The organism is Pimelobacter sp. 30-1, from assembly GCF_018831735.1.
Taxonomy (GTDB): domain Bacteria; phylum Actinomycetota; class Actinomycetes; order Propionibacteriales; family Nocardioidaceae; genus Nocardioides.
In genome coordinates this window covers 401,234-418,356 of sequence record NZ_NHTS01000005.1, presented here as the reverse complement: position 1 = coordinate 418,356, position 17,123 = coordinate 401,234, and the positions used below count along the sequence as shown (strand labels likewise).

The 17,123-nt window shown below is 73.1% G+C and carries 16 protein-coding genes; 4 read left to right on the top strand and 12 right to left on the bottom strand.

Annotated elements, in window-relative coordinates; genetic code table 11:
- Positions 1-73: 73 nt before the first annotated feature.
- The 3 genes from CCO04_RS13420 to mshB are packed head-to-tail and all read right to left on the bottom strand — an operon-like array spanning position 74 to position 3,171.
- Entirely contained in the window at positions 74-1,867 is a 1,794-nt protein-coding gene (locus CCO04_RS13420; RefSeq protein WP_215814630.1) for a VanW family protein, read from the bottom strand.
- A gap of 10 nt (positions 1,868-1,877) precedes the next feature.
- Entirely contained in the window at positions 1,878-2,231 is a 354-nt protein-coding gene (locus CCO04_RS13415) for a DUF6113 family protein (RefSeq protein WP_215814629.1), read from the bottom strand.
- 16 nt (positions 2,232-2,247) lie between these two features.
- Complete coding sequence (gene mshB / locus CCO04_RS13410; protein WP_215814628.1) at positions 2,248-3,171, bottom strand: N-acetyl-1-D-myo-inositol-2-amino-2-deoxy-alpha-D-glucopyranoside deacetylase; 924 nt, start codon at positions 3,169-3,171, stop codon at positions 2,248-2,250.
- 25 nt (positions 3,172-3,196) lie between these two features.
- Here mshB and CCO04_RS13405 point away from each other — a divergent pair, with 25 nt between their 5' ends.
- Positions 3,197-4,210, top strand: a complete 1,014-nt coding sequence (locus CCO04_RS13405; protein WP_215814627.1) for a hypothetical protein — start codon at positions 3,197-3,199, stop codon at positions 4,208-4,210.
- 152 nt (positions 4,211-4,362) lie between these two features.
- Here CCO04_RS13405 and CCO04_RS13400 read toward each other — a convergent pair whose 3' ends face one another.
- A complete protein-coding gene (locus CCO04_RS13400) occupies positions 4,363-4,653 on the bottom strand; it encodes a hypothetical protein (protein ID WP_215814626.1) in 291 nt (96 codons plus the stop codon).
- Between the two features lie 41 nt (positions 4,654-4,694).
- On the opposite strand from CCO04_RS13400, the gene CCO04_RS13395 reads away from it, so the two are divergent.
- Positions 4,695-5,741, top strand: coding sequence for a hypothetical protein (locus CCO04_RS13395; protein ID WP_215814625.1), 1,047 nt, complete (start codon positions 4,695-4,697; stop codon positions 5,739-5,741).
- On the opposite strand, the gene CCO04_RS13390 is transcribed toward CCO04_RS13395, so the two are convergent.
- Together CCO04_RS13390 and tdh are read right to left on the bottom strand one after the other, a co-directional pair.
- Entirely contained in the window at positions 5,725-6,912 is a 1,188-nt protein-coding gene (locus tag CCO04_RS13390) for a glycine C-acetyltransferase (RefSeq protein ID WP_215814624.1), read from the bottom strand. The two genes, CCO04_RS13395 and CCO04_RS13390, sit on opposite strands and share 17 nt — an antisense overlap.
- Positions 6,912-7,955: an L-threonine 3-dehydrogenase gene (gene tdh, locus CCO04_RS13385; protein WP_215814623.1), complete on the bottom strand. Its 1,044-nt coding sequence runs from the start codon at positions 7,953-7,955 to the stop codon at positions 6,912-6,914. Before tdh ends, CCO04_RS13390 begins: the two co-directional genes overlap by 1 nt.
- 90 nt (positions 7,956-8,045) lie before the next feature.
- Here tdh and CCO04_RS13380 point away from each other — a divergent pair, with 90 nt between their 5' ends.
- Positions 8,046-8,960: a LysR family transcriptional regulator gene (locus tag CCO04_RS13380; RefSeq protein ID WP_215814622.1), complete on the top strand. Its 915-nt coding sequence runs from the start codon at positions 8,046-8,048 to the stop codon at positions 8,958-8,960.
- A gap of 8 nt (positions 8,961-8,968) precedes the next feature.
- Positions 8,969-9,436 carry a nucleoside deaminase gene (locus CCO04_RS13375; protein ID WP_215814621.1) on the top strand — a complete coding sequence of 156 codons (468 nt, stop codon included), beginning with the start codon at positions 8,969-8,971 and terminating at the stop codon, positions 9,434-9,436.
- Here CCO04_RS13375 and CCO04_RS13370 read toward each other — a convergent pair.
- From CCO04_RS13370 to CCO04_RS13345, 6 genes are all read right to left on the bottom strand, one after another.
- Positions 9,433-9,930: a hypothetical protein gene (locus tag CCO04_RS13370; protein ID WP_215814620.1), complete on the bottom strand. Its 498-nt coding sequence runs from the start codon at positions 9,928-9,930 to the stop codon at positions 9,433-9,435. The two genes, CCO04_RS13375 and CCO04_RS13370, sit on opposite strands and share 4 nt — an antisense overlap.
- Positions 9,931-9,949: 19 nt before the next feature.
- Positions 9,950-12,031 carry a transglutaminase domain-containing protein gene (locus CCO04_RS29805; RefSeq protein ID WP_215814619.1) on the bottom strand — a complete coding sequence of 694 codons (2,082 nt, stop codon included), beginning with the start codon at positions 12,029-12,031 and terminating at the stop codon, positions 9,950-9,952.
- Complete coding sequence (locus CCO04_RS13360; RefSeq protein WP_215814618.1) at positions 12,028-12,462, bottom strand: hypothetical protein; 435 nt, start codon at positions 12,460-12,462, stop codon at positions 12,028-12,030. Before CCO04_RS13360 ends, CCO04_RS29805 begins: the two co-directional genes overlap by 4 nt.
- A 171-nt stretch (positions 12,463-12,633) precedes the next feature.
- Complete coding sequence (gene xdhC / locus CCO04_RS13355; RefSeq protein ID WP_215814617.1) at positions 12,634-13,470, bottom strand: xanthine dehydrogenase accessory protein XdhC; 837 nt, start codon at positions 13,468-13,470, stop codon at positions 12,634-12,636.
- Positions 13,467-15,701 (bottom strand): xanthine dehydrogenase molybdopterin binding subunit, encoded by a 2,235-nt coding sequence (gene xdhB / locus CCO04_RS13350; RefSeq protein ID WP_308281202.1) that lies wholly within the window; start codon positions 15,699-15,701, stop codon positions 13,467-13,469. The genes xdhC and xdhB overlap by 4 nt, the downstream gene beginning before the upstream one ends.
- Positions 15,698-17,116, bottom strand: coding sequence for a xanthine dehydrogenase small subunit (locus CCO04_RS13345; protein ID WP_215814616.1), 1,419 nt, complete (start codon positions 17,114-17,116; stop codon positions 15,698-15,700). Before CCO04_RS13345 ends, xdhB begins: the two co-directional genes overlap by 4 nt.
- Positions 17,117-17,123: the final 7 nt, after the last annotated feature.

Here is a 17,123-nt window from a genome sequence, read left to right as displayed (position 1 = left end):
GGATCAGTCGTCCGCGAATCGTCGGCAACCGCTCATCCACAGGCCTGGCGACCAGGCCCTGGACGGCGGGCGATCAGTCGTCGCCGGGGTCGGGAGCGCCGCCCGCGGGCGGACCCGGCTTCTTGCAGACCACCGTGTCCGAGGGGGTGTAGACCGTGTGGAACTTCTCGGTGTGGTCGACCGCGGACTGGCCCGCCTTGCGGAAGATCCGGGTGACGTCGACCTGGAAGCCCGACCAGCCGGTGTGCGCCTCGCAGTCGGGGGTGGTCAGCGTCCGGGTCGCCGGCGAGACGTAGCCGTAGCGCGCGGAGGTCTTGGAGTCGATGTCCCAGGTCTTGGTCGACCACATCTGCACGGTCACATTGCCCTGGCGCGAGTAGTTGCTCGGGACCACCCAGGCGCGGATGAGGACGCCGTACTGCGTGTCGTTCTGGAACCGCAGGTCGACCGTCGGCCAGGCCACGGTGGCCTCGCGGCCGACCGGGTAGCGGTCGATGTAGAACGAGTGCGGCTTGTGCTGGATGTCCTTGAGGCCGGCGAAGAACATCGCGTTGAACGTCGTCGTCGCCATCTGCGAGACGCCGCCGCCGAGGTCCTTCTTGAGGATGCCGTTGCTGATGATGTAGCCGTCGGTGAAGCCGTTCTCGGCGGTGCGCTCGCCCACGGTCTTGTTGAGCGAGAACTCCTCGCCGGGCTTGAGCAGGGTGCCGTCGACCAGCTCGGCGGCGCGGCCGATGTTGACGTTGCGGTAGTCCGCGTGGGGGTAGTACGTCGAGAACTCCGAGATCTTCTCGACGATCTTGAGCGCCTTGGCGTCCTTGGTCGTGAAGTCGGCGTCGGCGACGGTGGCGTTCACCTTGCCGCTGCGGGCGTCCTCGGGCGCGGTGAGCAGGCCCTGGAAGACGGTGGCGACCTCGGCCGGGTCGAAGGTGACGCCGGGCTTGGCCGGGATCACCTTGGGCTTGCCCTTGACCAGCTTGACGGTCGCGTCGACCGGCTTGCCGTTGGCCGTGGCCCCCTTGACGAGCGCGGCGAGCGCGGCCTCGTCGACGGCGGGGACGAGCTTGCCGTTCTCGGGCTTCATCGACAGCACGGAGGCGAACTTGCGGGGCGCGAGGCGGATCTCGTTCTCGCCGAACACCAGCGTCACGGCGTGGGCCATGGCCGGGTTGGCGAAGCTGTCGACGGCCTCCTCGACGTCCGCGGAGTCGATCTCGGGCTGGGCGGCGGCGACCTGGAGGACGACGGACTTCTCGTCGCCGAGGTAGGCGTCGACGATCGCGGTCCGTGCCTCGTCGCGGTCGACCTCCTCGCCGGCCTCGGGCTGCTCGGTCTTGACGCCGTCGGCGGTGAAGAGCACCTGGCCGTCCTTGGGCGGCTTGCCGAGGCCCTCGGAGAGCGCGGTGAGCTTGTCGTCGAGACGGGTCTCGTCGATGTGGACGACCGCGTCGACGTCCTTGCCGCCGGTGAAGTAGTCCCACTGGCGGCGCGGGCTCCAGCTCGCGCCGGCGCCGGCCGCGTCGACGGACGCGGCGTAGTCGATGTCGAGCCCGATGTCGCCGGGGGCGACGGACTCCTGGGCGTCGGCGGAGGAGCCGGCCGACTGCGCGACGGTGACCTGGATCGGCTCCTTGGCACGCTCGCCGAAGGCCTTCTCGAGCTTGGCGATGGCCGCGTCGCGGGACAGACCGCCGACGTCGACGCCGGAGATGCTGGTGCCGCGCGGGACCTTGTCACCGGCCAGGCCGTACGCCGCGGCGTACCCGCCACCGGCCAGGAGCGCGAGCAGCACGATGACCACGACGACGATCCGGCCCCCGGGGCGCTCGGACTTCGTCGGTTCGGTGTCGGACTCCCACAGCGTCACGCGCGCCATCCTAAGGAGCCGATGGCTGCCGCTCCGCATCCGGAGCCTGGGCGCGGCGCGGCAGGAGGCCCGTGAAGCCCGCCCCGAGCACCACCGCACCGGCCGCCAGGAGGACGTACCCGCTGGCGTCGCTGGCCACCAGGTAGTCCCCCTCGGCCCGCTCCAGCGTCAGGACGACGAGCGCCGCCGCCCAGCCCACCGCGAACGGCAGCCGCGACCACCAGCCGCCCGGCAGGGCGACGAGGACCGCCGCGGTCGCGGCCAGCCCGAGCAGGAGGCCCCACGGGTAGCCGTGGAGCAGCACCGTGCACACCGCGACGCCGCCACCCAGCAGGACGCAGGGGACGACGAGGAGGGCGCGCACGAGCAACGTCGCGGCCTCAGTCCGGGATCCCGGCGAACAGGTCGGTCTCCCAGCCGTTCTCGCCCCCACCGGGGCCGGCCGTGCCCTTGACCAGGCGGAACTGCTCGCGCCCGAAGGCCTGGGCGCCCACGTTGTTGGACAGCGCGAAGAACGGCCCGTCGGTGGTGATCTGCGTGGCGTGCGCCCGCAGCGCGTCGAGCTTGGCCTCGACGTGCTCGCTCGCGTCGACCTCGGAGGTGATGTCCTCGTCGGGACGGAACATCGCCGGCAGGTCGCCCTCGGGGTCCATGCCCTCGAAGGTCGTCGTGTCGCCCGCGGCCCGCAGCCGGCGCAGGCCCTCGCGGATGCGGCTCTCGGAGATCGCGCCCCAGTAGATCTTCGCGATGTCCCAGGCCTCCCCCAGGTCCCGCCGGTACGACGGCGCGGCGGCCAGCTGCGCGGCGTACATCGCGACCCGGTGGGCCTGGATGTGGTCGGGGTGGCCGTAGCCGCCGAACTCGTCGTACGTCACGAGGACCTGGGGCCGCACCTCGCGGATGACCGCGACGAGGTGGGTGGCCGCCTCGGTGAGGTCGGCGTGCCAGAAGGCGTTGTCGTGGATGTCGTCCGCGGCGATGGCGTGACCGTCCTCGTGCCACTTCATCCCGGAGTCGCGGTAGGTGCCGAAGCCGCCGAGGAAGCGGTGGTCGGTGACGCCGAGCGCGGCCATCGCGGCGGCGAGCTCGCCCTGGCGGTGCTCGCCGAGGCGGTCGTCCTTGTCGGCGGCCAGGTGCTCGAGCTCGGGGACCAGGATCTCGCCCATCTCGCCGGCCGTGCAGGTGACGAGCGTGACGCCGCGACCCTCGGCGGCGTACTTGGCCATGGTGGCGCCCTGGCCGATCGACTCGTCGTCGGGGTGGGCGTGCACGAGCAGCAGACGGTGTGCCGCGGTTTCGGTCATGCTGACGAGCGTAATGATGTGCTCCATGACCTCTCGTCGCGGGCGGACCGCAACCACCGCGGGGACCCTCGCGCTCGCCCTCGCCGGCAGCACGTTGAGCGGGTGCGGCCTGCTCGACGGCAGCTCCCGGCTGGAGAAGGCGCTGGAGTACCTCCCGGCCGACACCCGGACCGTGCTGTTCGTCGACCGCGCCCGGGTCGCCGACCGGGTCGACCTCGACGACCTCACGACCGGCGGCTCCGAGGACGACGTCCGCCGGTGGGCCGAGGCGACCAAGGGCGAGGCCTACGGCACCGAGCTCGCCCGGTGGCTGGTCCCCATGCAGGAGGCGGCGTTCAGCGACTTCGACGTCGAGTGGGAGGTGGTCGGCACCGACGACGGCGGGATCTCCCGGATCTGGCGGATGTCCGACGACCTCGACTTCGAGAAGGTCGCTGCCGACCTCGAGGACGCCGGCTACGAGCGCTCCGGCAGCAAGGACCGACCGGTCTTCAAGGCCGACCTCAGCGACACCGAGAACGGCCTGGTCGGCGGGCGCTACCCGATCCCGCCGCTCGAGATCGCCCTCGTACCCGGCGAGGAGCTCATCGTCACCGGCACCCGGATCGACGACATCCTCGCGGCGGTGGACGACGACGCCGACTCGCTCGCCGACAAGGGCAGCTTCGGCGACCTGCTCGGCCAGGCCGATCACCAGGACGACCTGGAGTACGCCGCCCTCGGCCTGGACGCCCCGTGCGCACCCGCCGACGAGCCCGACGCGAAGGGCGAGGGCCTCGGCCTGTTCGTGCCCTCCGACGAGGAGGTCCGCGCGGTGCGCCTGTTCGACACCGACGCGGCCGCCGAGGCCGATGCCGCCGCACTGGAGGACGCTCTCGCCGCGTTCGGCGAGCGCAGCGGCGTCGACCTCGCGGACGACGTCACGACCGACGGTCGCGCGGTGCGGGTCGAGACCGGGTTCGACGAGCGCGCCGTGCTCGCCCAGGCCTACGTGCGCCAGGAAGGGCCGTTCGGCTGCCCCGCGAACGCGCCTAGATGAGTAACTCCAAGCTCTCGCACGCCGAGCCCCACTCAGCATCCACGTCGGCTGCGTTGCCGACGCTCGACGTGCGCCCAGCATGCCTTCACGCCGGCGCCTTGCCGACGCGGCGCCGAGCGGCGCTCGACGCACGACCCCTTGGACTTACTCATCTAGTCCGGGCGCTTGATCCGCTTCGGCGCGTCGGGCAGCGGCAGCATGCTGCCGGTCGGGCCACCGATCGGCCCGGGGCTCTCGTCCTCGGCGTCCAGCCAGCCGTCGTAGGTCTCGACGAGCATCTCCAGCTGGATCTCGGGGGCGTCGGTCACGACCGCCCACGGGTGGTCCTCGTCGTCGTCCTCGCCGGCCAGGCGCTCGCGGACGACCTCGGCGGTGAAACCGCCGCGCTGGAGCACCAGCGCGGCCGCGCGTGCGTCGTCCTCTTCGAAGAAGATGCCTCTCACGGGTCCATCATCCCCCAGCACCCGGGTTCTAGGGTGAGCGTGTGCCCGGCTTGCATCTGACGCGTACGACGGACAACGGCGACGAGATCGACGCCCTGGCCGGGGCCCTGCGCTCCGACGGCGGCGGCCGGGTGGGCGTGACCGGCATGGTGCCGGACCTGCCGGGACGGTTGCGCCGCACGTTCGCGCCGTCGCCGCGGCTGCTCGGGCTCAAGGTCAGCCAGGCCTACACGTGGGAGGGTCCCGACCGGCGCGACCGCGGGTGGTGGCCGCAGGGCATCACGACGTCGGCCGAGACCGGCTTCCGCGAGGCGCACGGGCACGACGTGCTGATGACGTCCTGGTACTCGCGCACCGGGCAGGGCTCGCGGGTCAGCCTGGTCGACCTGCACCACCGGCGCTACGGGCACGTCCTGCTGGTGACGCCGAAGGTCGTGGACGGCGAGCCGGGGTTCGCGCCGCTCAAGGTGCACGCGGGCGGGATCGTCTGGCACGGCGACTACCTCCACGTCGCGGCGACCGGGCGCGGGTTCTCGAGCTGTCACCTCGGTGACGTGCTGCGGGTGCCGGCCGGGTCGCCGTACGAGACGTTCGGGCACCGCTACGTGCTGCCGGTCCGGTTCGCGCACAAGGGGGTGGCCGACGAGGGTGTCGGCCGGCTGCGGTTCTCGTTCTTCAGCGTCGACCGCTCGGGACCCGAGCCGACGCTGCTGGTCGGCGAGTACGGCTCCAGCAAGCAGTCGCGCCGGCTCGCGCGGTTCGCGATCGACCCGGCGACCGCGCTGCCGCGACCGGACGCCGACGGGCTGATCCGGCCCGAGCTCGACGACCGCGGGGCCCTGCGGATGCAGGGCGTGGCGGCCGTCGACGGGACCTACTACGTGACGCGCTCGCGCACGCCGTACCTCCCCGGCTCCGTGTACGTCGGCCGCCCGGGCGCCTTCCGCGAGCACCTGGCCGCCACGCCCCTCGGCCCCGAGGACCTGGTCTGGTGGCCCGAGACCGACGCGTTCTGGTCGGTGAGCGAGCACCCGGGGCGCCGCTGGATCTTCGCGATGCGGCGCCGCGACCTCAGTCCACGGGGGTAGCGACCGCCCGCGCGACGGCGAAGGCCTCGACGCACCGGCGGACCTGGTCCTCGGTGTGCGCGGCCGAGAGCTGCACCCGGATGCGCGCCTGGCCGCGCGGCACGACGGGGAAGCTGAACGCGGTCACGTAGACGCCGTGCTTCTGCATCTCGTCCGCGATCCGCGCGGTGAGCGCGGCGTCGCCGAACATGACCGGCACGATCGGGTGCTCGCCCGGCAGCAGGTCGAAGCCCTCGGCCTCCATGAGCGAGCGGAAGAGCGCGGCGTTGGCGCGCAGCTGCTCGCGCAGCTCGCCCGATCCCTCGACCAGGTCGAGCGCGCGCAGCGTGCCCGCGACGATCGACGGGGCGAGCGTGTTGGAGAACAGGTAGGGCCGCGAGCGCTGGCGCAGCAGCGCGACGATCTCGCGGTGCGAGGAGACGTAGCCGCCGGAGGCGCCGCCGAGGGCCTTGCCGAAGGTGCCGGTGTAGATGTCGACGCGATCCGCGACACCGCACAGCTCGGGCGTGCCGCGACCGCCGTCGCCGATGAAGCCGACGGCGTGGGAGTCGTCGACGAGGACGAGGGCGTCGTACTTGTCGGCGAGGTCGCAGATCTCGCGCAGGGGCGCGATGTAGCCGTCCATCGAGAACACGCCGTCGGTGACGACGACGCGGAAGCGCGCGTCGGCCGCGGACTTCAGCTGCTCCTCGAGGTCGGCCATGTCGCGGTTGGCGTAGCGCAGCCGGCGGGCCTTGGAGAGCCGGATGCCGTCGATGATCGAGGCGTGGTTGAGGGCGTCGGAGATGATCGCGTCCTCGGCGCCGAAGAGGGTCTCGAACACGCCGCCGTTGGCGTCGAAGCACGACGAGTACAGGATCGTGTCGTCGGTGCCGAGGAACTCGGAGAGCCGGCGCTCCAGCTCGAGGTGCTGCTCCTGGGTGCCGCAGATGAAGCGCACGCTGGCCAGGCCGTAGCCCCACTCGTCGAGCGCGCCGCGGGCGGCGTCGAGGAGGCGCGGGTCGTCGGCCAGGCCGAGGTAGTTGTTGGCGCAGAAGTTGAGCACCTCGGCGCCGTCGGCGACGATCTCGGCCTTCTGGGGGCCGCGGATGCCGCGCTCGCGCTTGGTCAGACCCGCCTGCTCGATGCCGTCGAGCTCGGCGGTGAGGTGGTTCCTGAAGTTCCCGTACATCACAGCTCCGTCCAGTCCAGAACAACCTTGCCGACCCCGGCGGACGCCGCGATCTCGAAGCCCCGCTCCCACTCGCGGGCGGGGAGGCGGTCGGAGATCACCGAGGAGATCGCCTCCCGCAGGGTGCTGCTCGTCTGCAGCATCGCGCCCATCGCGTTCCAGGTCTCGAACATCTCCCGGCCGTAGATGCCCTTGAGCGTCAGCATGTGCGTGACGACCTTGCCCCAGTCGACGGCGAACGGCGCGCTGGGCAGGCCGAGCATGGCGATCCGGCCGCCGTGGTTCATGTTGTCGATCATCTGCGGCAGCGCCGACGGGGCGCCGCTCATCTCGAAGCCCACGTCGAAGCCCTCGCGCATGCCCAGCGAGCGCTGGACGTCGCGCACGCTGGCCTGCGAGACGTCGACGACGGCGTCCGCGCCCATGCCCTTGGCGAGCTCGAGGCGGGCCGGGCTGACGTCGGTGCCGACGACATAGCGGGCGCCGACGTGGCGGGCGATCGCGATCGCCATCAGCCCGATCGGGCCGCAGCCGGCGACGAGGACGTCCTCGCCCACCAGGGGGAACGCGAGCGCGGTGTGCACGGCGTTGCCGAGCGGGTCGAAGATCGCGCCGAGGCCGGGCTCCACGTCGGGGTGGTGGACCCACACGTTGCTGGCCGGGAGGCTGAGGTACTCCGCGAACGCGCCGTCGCGCTGGACGCCGAGCCCGACCGTGCGGATGCACATCTGGCGGCGGCCGGCGCGGCAGTTGCGGCAGGTGCCGCACACGATGTGGCCCTCGCCGGAGACCCGGTCGCCGACCGCGACGTCGTCGACCAGCGGGCCGACCTCGACCACCTCGCCGTAGAACTCGTGACCGGGGGTCAGCGGCGCGGTGACCGCCCCCGCCGCCCACTCGTCCCAGCGCAGGATGTGCAGGTCCGTGCCGCAGATGCCGGTGCGCAGCACCCGGATCACCACGTCGGCCGGGCCGCAGACCGGGTCCGGGCGGTCGACGAGCACGAGCCCGGGGCCTGCCTCGGCCTTGAAGAGCGCCTTCATGGGACCAGTGAAGAACCCCCGGACCGTTCAGAGCAACGGGCAGTTTCTGCAACGTCCTTTAAGTGATCACTTCACAGTAGGCTGACCGCCATGGAGCTGCACCAGCTGACCGTCCTGCGCGAGCTCGGGGCACTCGGCAGCGTCACCGCCGTGGCCGAGGCGCTGCACGTCTCCCCCTCGGCCGTCTCGCAGCACCTCGCGGCCCTCCAGCGGCAGTTCGCGACCCCGCTGACCCGGCGCGAGGGCCGGGTGCTCACGCTCACCGACGCGGGCCAGGTGCTCGCCCAGGCCGGGGCGGGCGTCATCGACGCGATGGCGGCCGCGCAGAGCGCCGTCGAGGAGTTCGAGCACCGCGCGGGCGGCACCGTCACGCTGAGCAGCTTCCACAGCGCCGGCCAGGCCCTCTTCGGGCCGCTGCTGCGGGCACTCGGCGACGGGCCCGGCGTACCGGACCTGCGGCTGGCGGACGAGGACGTCGCCCAGAGCGACTTCCCCGCCCTCACCGCGCAATACGACCTCGTGCTCGCGCACCGCATGGAGCACAGCCCGCCCTGGCCGGGCGCCGACCTCCACGTCGTCCACCTGGCCCGGGAGCCGCTGGACGTCGCACTGCCCGCCACCCACCCCCTCGCCCGCAAGCGCACGCTGCGTCCGCGCGACGTGATCGGCGAGCGCTGGGTCACCAGCCGCGTGGGCTACTCCCCCGACGACGTCCTCACCGCCGTCGCCGCGCTGGCCAGCCGGCCCGCCGAGGTCGTGCACCGGGTCAACGACTACGGCGCGGTCGCGGCGCTCGTCGCGGCGGGCTCCGGGATCGGGCTGCTGCCCCGCTACACCGCGTCCCACCCGTACGACGACGTGGTGCTCCGCCCCCTCCACGGCCTCAGCACCAGCCGCACCATCGACGTCCTCGCCCGCCCCGAGACCCTGCGCCGGCGCTCGGTGCAGACGGTCGTCCGGGCGTTGCGGCTCGTCATGGAGCGGCTGGTGGCGTCACAGGGTTGAATGGCGCCATGAGCGAGGAGACCTGGCTGGCGCAGGCGATCGACCTGGCGACGGCCAACGTGGCCGACGGCGGCGGGCCCTTCGGTGCCGTGATCGTCCGCGACGGCGCGGTCGTGGCCACCGGGCAGAATCGGGTGACCCGCAACCTCGACCCGACCGCGCACGCCGAGGTGATGGCGATCCGGACCGCGTGCACGGCGCTCGCGACGTTCGAGCTCACGGGCTGCGTGCTCTACACCTCGTGCGAGCCCTGCCCGCTGTGTCTCTCGGCCTCGCTGTGGGCCCGGCTCGACCGCGTCGTCTACGCCGCCGACCGCGACGACGCCGCACGGGGCGGCTTCGACGACCGCGCGTTCTACGAGCTGTTCGACCGGCCGCGCTCGGAGTGGTCGATGGCGATCGCCAACGTCCGCCCGCCCGACGCGACCGCGCCGTTCGACGCGTGGCTCGCGCACGAGGAGCGCACGGCCTACTAGGCGATGGCCGCCACGGTGACGACCGTGACGAGCAGCGCGAGGAGCAGGCCGACCACGAAGCCGATCGCCAGCAACGGGGCGTAGCCGATCCGGCGCGCGGGCGTACCGGACTGACGGAGGGCCGCGAGCAGCGCCGGGCCACCCTGGCGCGAGAACGCCGATGCGTCGGCGGCGAGGTTGCCGGCTCGTGTGGCCGTGGCGCCGGCGACGCCCAGCGCCGCACCGATCACCGGCCCGATCGGCCGGGCGAGCACCGGGTAGGAGGTGCCGCCGACGGTCACGGTGATGCGCTGGGCGGCCGAGGAAACCCGCGCCTGGTGGACGGGCACCCGGAACACGTCGACATAGCCCGACGGCCCGTGGCCCGGCGCCAGCAGCGCGAGTCGGCCGTCCTCGACGAGCAACCAGACCGGGACGGCCCCGGCGGGCGCCGCCCAGTAGCCCTGGAACGCGGCACGGGCCTGGGCGCCCTCGTCGGCGTACGGACTGCTCACGTCGTCCTCGATCCGGCCGTCAGCGGGTGGGGTAGTCGCGGAGGAAGCCGTCGGACATCCAGTCGTCGTCCTCGGACCGCAGGGCGTCGCCGGTGAACTGCGCGTCGCGGATCATCAGGTACCGGTCGCCGCGCGGCGAGGTCCAGCGACCACCGGGGTCGTTCCACGTCACGTCCACCGCCCGCCAGCTGTTGCCGATCCGCACCTTGTTCCATGCGTGCGCACCGCCGTCGGCCAGGTCCCCGGTGACGACCACCGACTCGATGCCGGCCTCCTCGGCGAGCACGTCGAAGGCATAGGCATAGCTCATGCAGACACCCGTGCCGGAGAGCAGGATGCCGTCCGGCTCCCAGGCGTAGCGGAGCCGGGCCGGGATGTCGGACCGGTACTTGCCCGGCGAGCCGGCGATCGCGGCGTCGTCGTACTCACCCTGGTCCACCAGATAGCGGTTGAGGGCGCGCACCTTGTCCGCCACGCTCATCCCCGCCGTGATCTCGCTCCTCACGATCTCCTCGGCCCGGTCCGCGATCCTCTGCTGTCGGCGCTGCTTCTCGGCCGCCGGGTAGGCCGGCTGGACGTGGAGGACACTGCCGTCGTACGTGTAGCGGTCGAAGTACGCCAGGGCGTAGGGATTCTGGTAGACCGCCTCGCGCCACGCGTCCTGGACGTCGGGCAGCCCGGGCTGGTCGTCGAACGCGGAGAGGTCGATGTCGGTCGCGCCGGCGACGAGCTGTTCGGCGATGAACGTCGACAGGTCGTTGCTGCCGAAGACCGGGTACGTCGGCTTCGGCAGCTCGGGGCCGGGCTTCCTCGGGTCCCCGACGTCGATCACGATGCTCGACCTGAGCAGACCCGCCTTCGGGTAGTCCCGCTGCGCCCGGGCGTTGAACGCCGCGACCTCGGCGTCGATGTCCTTGACGGCGTCGACGGGGATCCGGACGGTCTCGAGCAACCGGGTGCCCTGGCCCTGCAGCGGGACCTCCCACCAGCGGCCCTTGCGCCGGACGTCCGCGCGGTCGATGGACGCTCCCGTCGCGCGGGTCGATCCGTCGACCGAGGCGAACAGGAAGCGGCTCGGCAGGGATGCCAGGCCGCGGTTCCAGATGTCGGCGCCGCCGTCCCACTTCCGGTCGGAGCGGACGGGGAGCGTCTCGAGGCCGGTGAGGTCGACCGCGGCCAGCGCCGACGGCTTGCGGTCCACGACCGCGACGACGCCCAGTCGGGCGTCGATCTCCTCCCCGACGAGGGTCGGGTTCGAGGCCATGGTCGACGCGTCGACCGTGGTGAGCCGCAGCGCCTCGTTCTGCGTGCAGGAGACCGTGCGGCACACCGCCGTCTCCTCCGACGACCACGTCGTCTCGGTCGTGCGCCCGATCACCCGCACCGTGCCGACGAGGTTGCTGCCCCGCCGCTGCTGCAGGACCACCGCGTACTCGGTCGCTCCCTCGACCGGCGACCACTCGAGGAGCGCGTCGCCCTGCGCGGAGACGGTCGCGGCGACCTGCGCCGGCGACGGCGTCTCGGCGACGAAGCTCACCTCGGTGACCAGCGGACGTGACCGCTTGCTGCCATCGGGGTTGAGCTGCTGGACGACGTACACCTCGGGGTTGAGGTTCCAGTAGGTGCCGAGGTCGGCCACCGTGGCACTCGCCTGGCCGTTCTGGCGGGTGATGTGCGCGCGCCGCACCTGGACCGGCTTGACGGCCAGCCGCGGCTCCGAGGAGGGCGAGGTCGGGTCGGGCAGGACGAGCGCCGGCACGGGCTTGGTGAGCGCCGCGTCGGCGTAGACCTCGATCTGGTCGGTGGCGTCATGGTCGGCGGGGACCGTGAGGTCGGCGTCGACCCCGACGCCGGTCAGGGCCTCGGTGTAGTCGTAGCCCGGTACGGCGTTCTCGACGGCCGCCGTGGTGGGGAGCTCCGTGCGCCCCTCGTTGAGCACGCGGTCGCGCAGGGCATCCGCCTGGCTCCCGCTCCGCCGCTCGTCGTCGGGACGGTCGTCGTCCCCGCCCCGCGCCAGCACGACGACGAGGCCGACGACGAGCACGACGACGAGCCCGAGCGAGCCGAGGACAGCCAGCCAGGGGAACCTGCGCTGGGTCACGGGCAGGCCTCCACGACGGCACCCTGCGTGCGGGTGATCTCACCCCGCTGGGAGGTGATCTCGGTCGGCACGGTCGTGTCGGGGTACTCCCCCCGGCGCACGGCGTCCTCCGTCTCCTGCTTCCAGTCCGCGAGTGCGCGGTAGTAGGAGACGACGACCGTGGCCTCGTCGGTGACCAGCGCCGCCATCTCGTCGTCGCCCGCGGTCGCGATGTCGGCCAGCACGGCGTCGTACATCTCCTGCAGGCGGTCCGGGTCGGCATCGGCGGCAGACCAGAGCTCGGAGCTCTGCACCACGTCGCGGTAGGCGTCACAGGACGCCTCGCGCGCGACGTCGCCCGACTCGTCGTCGGCGCTGCCGGAGTCCCCGTCGTCACCGGAGTCGTTGCGGACGACCAGCGCGACGGCGCCGAGCACGAGCAGGACGAGCACGAGACCCGCGGCCAGCCAGGCCAGAGTGCGACCCGGGCCCCGGCGGGGCGGTGGTCCGGACGGCGGTCCGTACGGGGGCATGCCAGGGTGCGGTGTGCTCAAGAGACCCGAGTCCTTAGGGGGGGATCAGCGTGCTGGTGCGTCATCGACGGGCCGGTCGGCCCGTCGACCCTAAAAAGTAGGGGTCTCGCGCACCGGGCGGAACCGCGGAAACCGCGCAGCTGCGAGCAGCTCGACGGCCACCGCCAACGCGATCGTCGCCGGCTCCTTGCCGAGCGGGCCGGGCGCACCGATCGGCGTACGCACGCGGTCGATCGAGCTCGCGTCGTGCCCGAGGTCCGCCAGCTTGGCGCGGAAGCGCACCCACTTGGCGCTCGACCCGATGAGGCCGATCGACCCCGGTACGTCGGAGCGCAGGAGCGCGTCGAGCAGGGCGAGGTCCTCGGCGTGGTCGTGGGTGAGCACCAGGACGTCGCACCCCGGCGGCAGGTCCGCGACGACGAGCTCGGGCAGCACCGGCACCTGGTGGATCCGTACGTCGGCCGGCCCGGTCCGCAGCGGAGCCGTCCGGTCGGCGGTCACCTGGTCCGCGCGGGAGTCGACGAGGTGCAGCTCGACGTCGTGCCGGCTGAGCAGCAGCGCCAGCTCGAAGCCGACGTGGCCCATGCCGAACACCGCGATCGCGCGGCGCACGGGCACGGGCTCGTAGAGCAGCGTCACCTCGCCGCCGCAGCACTGCACGCCGTGCTCGACGGGCGCCCGGTCGGAGAGGTCGTGCCGCTCGGTCAGCACAGCGGCGCCCGGATCGGCCAGCAGGGCCCGCGCCCGTCGTACGGCGACCTCCTCGAGGTTGCCGCCACCGATGCTCCCCCAGGTCGCGTCGGGTGACACGACGAGCTTGGCGCCCGCCTCCCTGGGCGCATGACCGCGCACCTCGCTGATCGTCACGAGCACCGCCGGTACGCGGGTCTCGCGCAGGTGCTGGAGCGCGCGCAGCCAGTCGGTCATCGGCGCACCCGCTCGATCGCCCACCAGACCGCCTCCGGCGTCGCGGGCGAGGCCAGCTCGACCGGGATCCCGCCCGGGCCGAACGCGCCGACCGCGTCGCGCAGCGCCTCGCGCACCGAGAAGGCCAGCATCAAGGGCGGTTCGCCGACCGCCTTGGACCCGTGCACCACGCCGTCCTCGGTCGCGTGGGCCAGCAGTGTGACACGCAGGTCGGCGGGGAGCTCCGACAGGCTCGGCAGCTTGTACGTCGACGCCGCCTGCGTCGCGAGGCGCCCCCGGTTCGGCCCGTCCGAGCTGTCCCAGCGCAGGTCCTCGAGCGTCAGCCAGCCCACGCCCTGCAGGAACCCGCCCTCGATCTGGCCGATGTCGACCAGCGGCGAGAGGCTGTCGCCGACGTCGTGCACGATGTCGACGCGGCGCACCTCGTAGCCGCCGGTGAAGCCGTCGACCTCGACCTCGGCGGCGGCCACGCCGTAGGCGAAGTACTTGAACGGGTTCCCGCTCATCGTCGTGGCGTCCCAGGAGAGCCCCTCGGTGCGGTAGAAGCCTGCCGCCCAGAGCTGGACCCGGTCGAGGTAGGCCGCACGGACGACGTCCTCCCAGGTGGCGGCGGCGTCGAGGCGCTCGCGCACGGGCACCAGCCGGGCGAGGATCTGCAGGCAGGCGTCGCGGACGGCCGCGCCGTTGAGGTCGGCTCCCGAGCTGGCCGCCGTGGCCGAGGTGTTGGGCACCTTGTCGGTCCGGGTCGGCGCGAGCCGGACACGCTCGATCGGCAGCCCGAACGCGGTGGCCGCCACCTGGAGCATCTTGGTGTGCAGGCCCTGGCCCATCTCGGTTCCGCCGTGGTTGATGAGGACCGAGCCGTCCTTGTAGACGTGCACGAGCGCACCGGCCTGGTTGAACGAGGTGAAGTTGAACGAGATGCCGAACTTCACCGGCGTGATCGCCAGACCCCGCTTGGAATGGGGGTTCTGGGCGTTGTGCCGGTCGATGTCCTTGCGGCGTACGGCGAACTCGCTGGTGTCGAGCACCTGCTGCCACGCGCGGTCGATGCGCTCCGCGTGCCGGACGGGCTGCCCGTAGGGCGTGGCCTGGCCCTCGACGTAGAAGTTGCGGCGGCGCAGCTCCTCGGGCGCGATCCCGAGCGCCGGCGCGCAGCGGCCGAGGACGTCCTCGACGACGAGCATCCCCTGGGGACCGCCGAAGCCGCGGAACGCCGTCTGGGAGGTCGTGTGGGTGCGCGCGATCCGCCCCTGCACGTGGACGTTGGGGATCCAGTACGCGTTGTCGACGTGGCACAGCGCGCGCGAGAGCACCGGCTCGGAGAGGTCGAGACTCCAGCCGCCCTCGGAGGTGAGCGTCGCCTCCAGCGCCTGCAGCCGGCCGTCGTCGTCGAAGCCCACCCGCCACGTCGCGTGGAAGCCGTGCCGCTTGCCGCTCATCGTCATGTCCTGCTGGCGGGTCAGCCGCACCCGCACCGGCCGTCCGGTCAGCGTCGCCCCCAGCGCGGCGACGGCGGCGTAGCCGTGGGGCTGCATCTCCTTGCCCCCGAACCCACCGCCCATCCGCAGGCACTGGACGGTCACCTGGTGGCTCGCGAGGCCGAGCACGTGGGCGACGATCTCCTGGGTCTCGGTCGGGTGCTGCGTGCTCGACTGGACGAAGACCTGGCCGTCGTCGTCGACGTGGGCCAGCGAGGCGTGGGTCTCGAGGTAGAAGTGCTCCTGCCCGGCGAACTCGGTGACGCCCTCGAAGACCCGCGTGCTGGCGGCGAGTCCGGCGTCGACGTCACCGCGGACCATCGTCGGGCGAGCGCCCTGGAAGCTCTCGGCGGCGATGGCGTCGGCGATCGTGACCAGCGAGGGCAGCGGCTCGTACTCGGCGACGACCGCGGCCGCGCCGAGCCGCGCCGACTCGAGCGTCTCGCCCAACACCCAGGCGACCGCCTGCCCGTGGAACATCACCTCGCCGGGGAACAGCGGCTCGTCGTGCTTGGTCCCCGAGTCGTTGACGCCCGGCACGTCCGCGGCGGTCAGGACCCGCCCCACACCAGGGATCCCGTACGCCGGCGCGGCGTCGAGCCGGGTCACCCGCGCGTGCGCGTGGGGCGCGGCGACGGGGTGCGCGTGCAGCACCTGCCGGGTCCGGACCACGAGGTCGTCGGTGTAGAGCGCGTGCCCGGTGACGTGGAGCGCCGCGGCCTCGTGGGGACGTGCCTCGCCCACGCTCACGACGCCACCTCCCCGGTCGGCGTGGGCTGCTCGGCGAGCAGCCGCGGGATCGCCTGGCCCAGCATCGCCCGCCGGTACGCCGCACTGGCGCGGTGGTCGTCGAGCGGGGTCCCGGTCGCCGCGAGGGCCGCCGCGGCCGGCGCGATGCCCGCGACCGTCCAAGGTGCACCGGTCAGCGCCTCCTCGGCCGCGGTGGCGCGGATCGGGGTCGCGGCGACCCCGCCGAGCCCGATCGCCGCGCTGCGGACGACGCCCGTCGCGGGGTCGATGTCGAGCGCGAAGGCCACGGCTACCGAGGAGATGTCGTCGAAGCGCCGCTTCGCGATCTTGTGGAACGCCGTCGTCGGGGCCAGCGGCAGCGGCACCCGGATCCGCGCGACGAGCTCACCCGGCGCACGCACGCTCTGCCGGTAGCCGGTGAAGTAGCCGGTCAGCGGGACGGTCCGCTCGCCGGTGGCCGAGACGAGGACGACCTCCGCGTCGAGCGCGAGCAGCGCGGGCGGCAGGTCGCCGATCGGCGAACCGGTCCCGAGGTTGCCGCCGATGGTCGCGCCGTTGCGGATGAGGCGGGACGCGAACTGCGGGAAGACCGCGTCTAGCAAGGGGATTCTCCCCTCGAGCCGGCGCTCGACCTCGCTCAGCGTGAGCGCGGCACCGATCTCGACGACGTCCTCGGCGAGGCTCAGCCCGCGCAGCGCGTCGAGCCGGTCGATCGCCACCAGCAGCGCCGGCCGGGACCCGCGCAGGTTGGCCTCGACCCCGAGGTCGGTCGAGCCCGCGACCGCGACCGCGCCCGGCTCGGCCAGCAGGGCCAGCGCCTCGGCGAGGGTCGCCGGCCGCGCCCAGCCACCGATCCGGTCGGGCGGAGCGGGCGGCGGGGCGCTCGTCGTACGGGCGGCGAGGGGGTCGTCGGCCGCGGGCGCACCGAGCGCCTCGGCAGCGTCGACGATCGGGCGGTAGCCGGTGCAGCGGCACAGGTTGCCCGAGAGCGCGTGGTGGTCGAACCCCTCGCGGCCGGGGCGGTAGAACTCGGCCGCCATGCTGCACACGAAGCCGGGCGTGCAGTAGCCGCACTGCGAGCCGCCACGCACCGCCATCTCGTGCTGCACCGGGTGCAGCGCGGCCGGCGTACCGAGGCCCTCGGCGGTCACGACCTCCTGGCCGGCGAGCGAGGCGGCCGGCAGCAGGCAGGCGTTGACCGCGGTCCACTCGGTCGGGGCGTCGACACCGGGCCGGGCGACGAGGACGGCGCACGCACCGCACTCCCCCTCGGCACAGCCCTCCTTGGCGCCGGTGAGCCCGAGGCCGCGCAACCAGTCGAGCGCGGTGACGGGCGGCTGGGCGCCGACGAGCGCCCGGGCGGCTCCGTTGACCGTGACGGCGGCGCCCGGCCCAGGGGCCGGATCCGTGCTCATCACCGCC

Bases quoted from the DNA above. Each gene is read 5' to 3' on its own strand.
- mshB (WP_215814628.1), bottom strand. From the start codon at position 3,171: ATGACCGAAACCGCGGCACACCGTCTGCTGCTCGTGCACGCCCACCCC.
- CCO04_RS13405 (WP_215814627.1), top strand. From the start codon at position 3,197: ATGACCTCTCGTCGCGGGCGGACCGCAACCACCGCGGGGACCCTCGCG.
- CCO04_RS13390 (WP_215814624.1), bottom strand. From the start codon at position 6,912: ATGTACGGGAACTTCAGGAACCACCTCACCGCCGAGCTCGACGGCATC.
- tdh (WP_215814623.1), bottom strand. From the start codon at position 7,955: ATGAAGGCGCTCTTCAAGGCCGAGGCAGGCCCCGGGCTCGTGCTCGTC.
- CCO04_RS13380 (WP_215814622.1), top strand. From the start codon at position 8,046: ATGGAGCTGCACCAGCTGACCGTCCTGCGCGAGCTCGGGGCACTCGGC.
- CCO04_RS13375 (WP_215814621.1), top strand. From the start codon at position 8,969: ATGAGCGAGGAGACCTGGCTGGCGCAGGCGATCGACCTGGCGACGGCC.
- xdhC (WP_215814617.1), bottom strand. From the start codon at position 13,470: ATGACCGACTGGCTGCGCGCGCTCCAGCACCTGCGCGAGACCCGCGTA.
- CCO04_RS13345 (WP_215814616.1), bottom strand. From the start codon at position 17,116: ATGAGCACGGATCCGGCCCCTGGGCCGGGCGCCGCCGTCACGGTCAAC.